The sequence below is a fragment of the Methanofastidiosum sp. genome, from assembly GCA_013178285.1.
Lineage (GTDB): Archaea > Methanobacteriota_B > Thermococci > Methanofastidiosales > Methanofastidiosaceae > Methanofastidiosum.
Genome location: JABLXD010000064.1, coordinates 1 through 5,343 on the forward strand (window position 1 = coordinate 1; position 5,343 = coordinate 5,343).

Genomic DNA, 5,343 nt, shown 5'->3' on the forward strand with positions numbered 1-5,343 from the left:
AGAAAAGGACGAAGCATGGTACAACAAAGGATGCGCACTAGCTGAGCTTGGAAAGTATGATGAGGCGCTAGAATGTTAGAAAGCATTAGAGATAACCTTGGAGGATGAGCTTGTGTGGTGTAAGGCCAAGGCACTGTTAGATCTTGGAAGGCCAAGGGAGGCTCTAGAATCCTCCCAGGAAGCCACCAGGATAAACCCAGACTATGAAAGAGGATGGTACCTTCGAGGCAGGGCACTGGAAGAGCTGGGAGAACATGAAAAGGCTATAAAATCCTACAAGAAAGCTCTAAAGATAGACCCAGAGTATAGGAGGCTCAGAAGGCCTTGGAAGAGATTGAGGATTCATAGCATGCTCTTTAAGACAGCATCCAACGAAACATGTTAAAATGGGGGTGTTGATTCCCATCTCCCTTTCTTTTGAGGAGTGTTAAGACAATGCTCACAACAACAGGGGGGCCGAGACCATGCCTTGTTAGGCAACTGGGCTTATCCTACCGTTTATATTCTCTCTTTTGGAGGCTTGGGGGGTCGCCTGTTGTATTTCACGATCATGTGCATCCTTTTTAGTCCCCCTTTGAGGGGATAGTAGTATTTTTCCCATCCCTGCATATATAATGGATTGACAAAATTCCTATGGGGGGTGTGAAATGTGGATGTTGGTGACATTATAGTTGATGTTGTCAAGTACCCCGATATCTGATTGGAAAAAGTTTTTAAAACTGGTATACTGTTTCTATTAGGGTTTTTTATTCCACTAATTTCACTGTTCTTTGCTTTAGGGTATGTTTTCAGGGTTCTTAAGGCTACGATATCCGGCTTTAATGAATTTCCAGACTTTGATGAGGGGTGAAATGTTCATCGACGGACTTAAAGTTTTCGTGGTTGGAATAATCTATACGATAATACCACTAATAATCCAAGTTGCTGGTATTTTCAGTGTACTTCATGATGTTTTCAGTGGATATGTGACAAATCCAATACAATCTGGTGGGAGCCGCCTTATTATTAGGTTTCATTCTTCTCATGATATCGGATTTTTATTAGCAATGGCACCGGCTCATATGGCGTTTAATGACGGCCAATTTGACGCAGCATTCTGGATCAGGGAAATGTCATAGCAGATATCGGATGGAGAGATACCCTCTGGTACATCGCATATATAATAGTGGGTGGAATAATCTTCTTCATAGCAGTATTTATCATACACCTAATATCCGGTTTAGTGGGCTTAACAGCCCTATTGGTCAGAATAATACTAGTAGCCTTGTTCGTGTATCCCTATCTTTTTCTGTTCCTTTACAGAGCTGTTGGCCTCTGATACGCTTATCGATAAAATCCCACCCCATTTTTTTTATCCATGTAGATGCTCCCCAATTTTTTGGGCTTGAAGATTAAAATCTCCTTTTTATCATTTTTTTCTAAAGGAGTGAAAATTGTGATAATATACCACAGCAGACTAGAGAAAGAATATGGGGTCATATAATAGGCTCTGACTTGCTGGCTTCGACCATCAAGGCTCTAAGATTTTAGAATGCATTTTTTGGAATCAACAGATTTATAAGTTCGAGAGGAAAAACCTTGGAATGATAGAGGTCAGATAAAAGAAAATCCTCCCCTGTTAAAATCAGACCCCAAAATGGGATTGAATTGATGTTCGTTATGTTGGAATATTGCCCAGTTAGTAACATTGCGCACTGCTTTTCTAAAGGACCTCGACTGCAGCCCTCAATACATAACCTACCGCACCTTTTCACCGATACCCACTAGCACTAATCCTTTTGAAACCCTCAGGAATAGCTCAAAGTGGTTTTTCTCATGATGGTGCCTGGCACCAACATTGGATAACATATTATTTAGGAGATTCTCTAAAACTTATATGTGCACAAGCTCTCAGCTTTTTTATATACACCCTCTAACCCCCCATTTAAACCTAGTCATTCCTATAAACAGAATGTCTGAATTTATTCCGGGAGTTCTCTGTTTTTGAGTTGTGGTGTTGTTGTGGAGGGTAAGAATATTCGCCGTACACTTTTACGTGGTCTCCTCTTCTTATTGGGTTTGTTGTGGCGTAACTTAGGAGTAGTATGTCAGGTGTGGTGTTGATTTTAAGGACAATGAATGTTCCGGTCTTGCTAAGCTGAAAAATTCTTCCTTTTTAGATACGGTGCCTCAAGTAGACCTTCTGGCCGTTGAAGGCGTAAGGATCTTTTGGATCGTGGAGAGATCAAATGGTTTGCACTGATTCTTGTACTTTACAATATTCTAGCCTGTAACATGTTCAGGGAACATTTCACTTCTAGTAGTGGGGATCTGAAGACTGGTTGTAAGAAGCACGCTCACACCGTAACCTGTAATAAACAGATAAACAGGCCAATAACAAGAAAAATGTCCTCTCCTCATCTAGTTCACCTTTAAACAGCAATTATTCTCCTCTCATAATGTGGACTTTAAATTCTATCTTGTATTCTGTGTAACTGGTGTGATAATTGCCTCTTATATTCTACATTGCTTCTTTTGGTTAAATGCTTGTTTTCTGGTTTAGTTGAGTTAGTATCTGTTAGATTACTTCTTTGCTCTACAGTTCCTGTTGTTTGTCTGGAGTTACTTGTGTCCTGTATGTGTGGGTCGGTCACAACAGTGATAGCCACTGTAAACTTCAGCAAACTTCTCCCTCGTCATCTCAATGTTCCCAAGGCTTGGATCTGCAAGGTAAACGCTTGTATTTGTTACTTCTGTTACCACACTGAAGTGAAGTCCACCATTGGCTGTTATGAACACTAAGTTGTGGGTAAGATCATCTATTGATAACTTCATACTAACTGCATTTAAACCTCTCGCTTTAGCTGCCTCTGCTAATCCATATATTGTTGTTCCATTTTCATTTGTTCCAGCGAGAATCATTAGATCCTGTTCTGTTGCATTGATTCAAGGTTACTTAGGAGCGTTGCAAGGGCTGTAGGTCCACAATGACCCTTAAGTTACTAAATGAGAAAAGTGGAATTAATCAATGATCTTTATGTTTATAGCCTTAATTAATATAAGAACTTCAGCTCCTCTTTTTATTCCCATCTCATGAAGGGAGTTTATCGTGATAACACAATTAAGAAGGAGCTCTCCAAGTTTAAATGTGATGTAAGCTATTTTTGATAATTCCACTATATCCTCCACACTTGCTGTGAACTTATTCTGTGCTGATGATATGAAGGGAGAATTTCTATCCGCCACGACAATGTTTTCAGGCCTTATTGATAAAGTGACACGACCTTCCCTCCATCAACTGTTTTAAATATATATGAGCCCACTCTTACATAAGTGAGGCCATCTTTATAACCTTCAACCATCCCTTCTAGGATATTAATTCCAAAGAAATCTGCAACAACCTTTGATGGTTGATTAATAACCTCTTCCTTAGTACCTATCTGGAGAATTTTGCCTTTATCCATTACAGCAACCTTCGAGGACAGCCACCATATATCGTCAAGATCGTGGGAAACATGGATGATTGTCATATTAAACTGCTCTCGCAGATCATTTATAAGCTCTCTTATGGAGGCTTTTGTCTTCTGATCTAGTGAACTAAAGGGTTCATCCATCAACAGTGCTTTTGGTCTTACAATAATCGCCCTTGCTATCGAAACTCTCTGCAATTCGCCCCCACTCAATGTTATAGGATCTCTATAGAGTAAATGATCTATTTTTAACATCTTGGAAACTCTCACAACTTCTTCTTTGATGCGATCTTCTGATATTTCTGTTCTTTTCTTCAACCCATAGACTATGTTTTCAAAAACATTCATATGTGGGAAAAGGCAATGATCTTGATAGATTATACTTATATTACGTTCCTCAACTGGCTTAGTTATTATCTCATCATCATTTATATAGATACTCCCTGCGTCTGGAGTATAAAAACCCATTATTGTTTCAAGAAAAATTGACTTGCCACTACCGCTAGGTCCGATGATGATAAGATGTTCGCCTTTTTTCAAATGGAGTTCGTTGATGTGCATCTCAAATTCACCAAGATCTATTCTTAGATTTTCCACTTTCACGAATGACATCATTAACCCCCATTTTTTCGATTGCGAATATCGTTAAAAAAGCTATTATCATGAGGAATATTCCCGAAGCAGCGCTCATGTCAATGTTGCCATAGGATAGATTGAGATAAAGTGAAACTGGGAGAGTGTCCGTTCGTTGATAAGTTCCCCCTCCCAGTATCAGTACAGCCCCAAAACAACCTATACATCTAGAAAATGTTATAATGATTGCTGCAAGAATCCCATTCTTTGATAAGGGGAGTGTTATGTTCCTAAATGTTTCAAATTCACCGTATCCAAGGGAGCGTGACACAAATTTAAGGCGAGTATCTACCTTGGAAAAAGCTGAATAGCACATCTTAACGGCATATGGAAGTGCGACAAAAAATTGAGCACATACTATTCCAGTTGCTGTAAAAGGAACCTGGATGCCAATATGAAATAAGATGTCACGCAATGGCGTGTTACCGAAAAGCATCAGAAGTAGAATTCCTATTAAAAGTTCCGGAAAAGCAATTGGGAGGTCAAGTATTGTCCTAACAACAGACATCCCTCTAAATGAATCATCAGAAAGTGTATATCCTATCATAATTGAAGAAGGTAATACAAGTAGTGTTGCTACAGATGCTGTAATAATGGAAAGTTTAAATGAATGAATCATATCTCCGCTTATAAGCGAAGTTAAAATAGAATGCGGATCTGAAATGATCCATAGAGTAAAACAAGAAGCAAAAAATATTAAAACAAAAGTCACTGTAATGAATCTGCAGATCATGGAGAATAAGTTCACTCTGCCAATGGACAAAATCTTTCCACCCCTTTAAGTGCTGCAATCCCGGCGATTGTGGTACCATAAAATATTAACCTTTTATTCGCCCCCATCTCCATGATTTCATCGAAAGTACCATTCGCTATTGTAGAACCTGTCACAAGAATTATATCTGATTTTTCTATGACTCTTTTGTTGTGTTTTCTCCCATCAAGGATCTTCACACCATACTTTGTTTTATTGACATTTTCAGGATTTAAATCTGTACACATGACATCTTCACCGAATGTTTCTCTAAGACTTTTTATGAAGGCTGGTTGAAAGCCTATAAGACCAATCTTTTCAGGTTCTATGACTCGAAGATAATCGCAGAGCAATCTAGAACATTTTCTGGGTTTATCTCCAGTACAGTGGATCGTTTTCTCTATAAGTCCTCTGTGTCTCATAACCGCATTAAGGGCTGCAATCAGAGAGGGAAGTGTACCAATTTCAAGAAGTTCTTCTAACGTGCCCTCGAAGTACATAGGTTTATCT

General features: G+C 39.0%; 8 protein-coding genes and 1 pseudogene. 4 read left to right on the forward strand and 5 right to left on the reverse strand.

The features are described 5' to 3' along the window. Together HPY60_11235 and HPY60_11240 are read left to right on the forward strand one after the other, a co-directional pair. Window positions 1–79 (forward strand): tetratricopeptide repeat protein (locus tag HPY60_11235; GenBank protein NPV51751.1); only part of this gene is annotated, 79 nt, incomplete at its 5' end. Window positions 80–97: 18 nt separating this feature from the next. Then, the gene (locus HPY60_11240) at window positions 98–385 is read left to right on the forward strand and encodes a tetratricopeptide repeat protein (GenBank protein ID NPV51752.1); all 288 of its coding nucleotides are present in this window, start codon (window positions 98–100) and stop codon (window positions 383–385) included. Between the two features lie 113 nt (window positions 386–498). On the opposite strand, the gene HPY60_11245 is transcribed toward HPY60_11240, so the two are convergent. Next, window positions 499–684 carry a hypothetical protein gene (locus HPY60_11245; GenBank protein ID NPV51753.1) on the reverse strand — a complete coding sequence of 62 codons (186 nt, stop codon included), beginning with the start codon at window positions 682–684 and terminating at the stop codon, window positions 499–501. Window positions 685–700: 16 nt separating this feature from the next. Between HPY60_11245 and HPY60_11250 the strand changes: the two genes are divergently transcribed. After that, on the forward strand, window positions 701–850 hold the full coding sequence (locus HPY60_11250) for a DUF4013 domain-containing protein (GenBank protein NPV51754.1): 150 nt from the start codon (window positions 701–703) through the stop codon (window positions 848–850). A 1-nt stretch (window position 851) separates the two neighbouring features. Next, a complete protein-coding gene (locus tag HPY60_11255) occupies window positions 852–1,118 on the forward strand; it encodes a DUF4013 domain-containing protein (GenBank protein NPV51755.1) in 267 nt (88 codons plus the stop codon). 1,483 nt (window positions 1,119–2,601) lie between these two features. On the opposite strand, the gene HPY60_11260 is transcribed toward HPY60_11255, so the two are convergent. The 4 genes and pseudogenes from HPY60_11260 to HPY60_11275 form a co-directional block, all read right to left on the reverse strand. Next, window positions 2,602–2,901, reverse strand: coding sequence for a hypothetical protein (locus HPY60_11260; GenBank protein ID NPV51756.1), 300 nt, complete (start codon window positions 2,899–2,901; stop codon window positions 2,602–2,604). A gap of 99 nt (window positions 2,902–3,000) precedes the next feature. Beyond that, window positions 3,001–4,061: pseudogene (locus HPY60_11265) on the reverse strand (ATP-binding cassette domain-containing protein). After that, on the reverse strand, window positions 4,018–4,845 hold the full coding sequence (locus HPY60_11270) for an ABC transporter permease (protein ID NPV51757.1): 828 nt from the start codon (window positions 4,843–4,845) through the stop codon (window positions 4,018–4,020). Before HPY60_11270 ends, HPY60_11265 begins: the two are co-directional and overlap by 44 nt. Next, on the reverse strand, window positions 4,827–5,333 hold the full coding sequence (locus tag HPY60_11275) for a hypothetical protein (protein ID NPV51758.1): 507 nt from the start codon (window positions 5,331–5,333) through the stop codon (window positions 4,827–4,829). The genes HPY60_11270 and HPY60_11275 overlap by 19 nt, the downstream gene beginning before the upstream one ends. Window positions 5,334–5,343 lie beyond the last annotated feature (10 nt).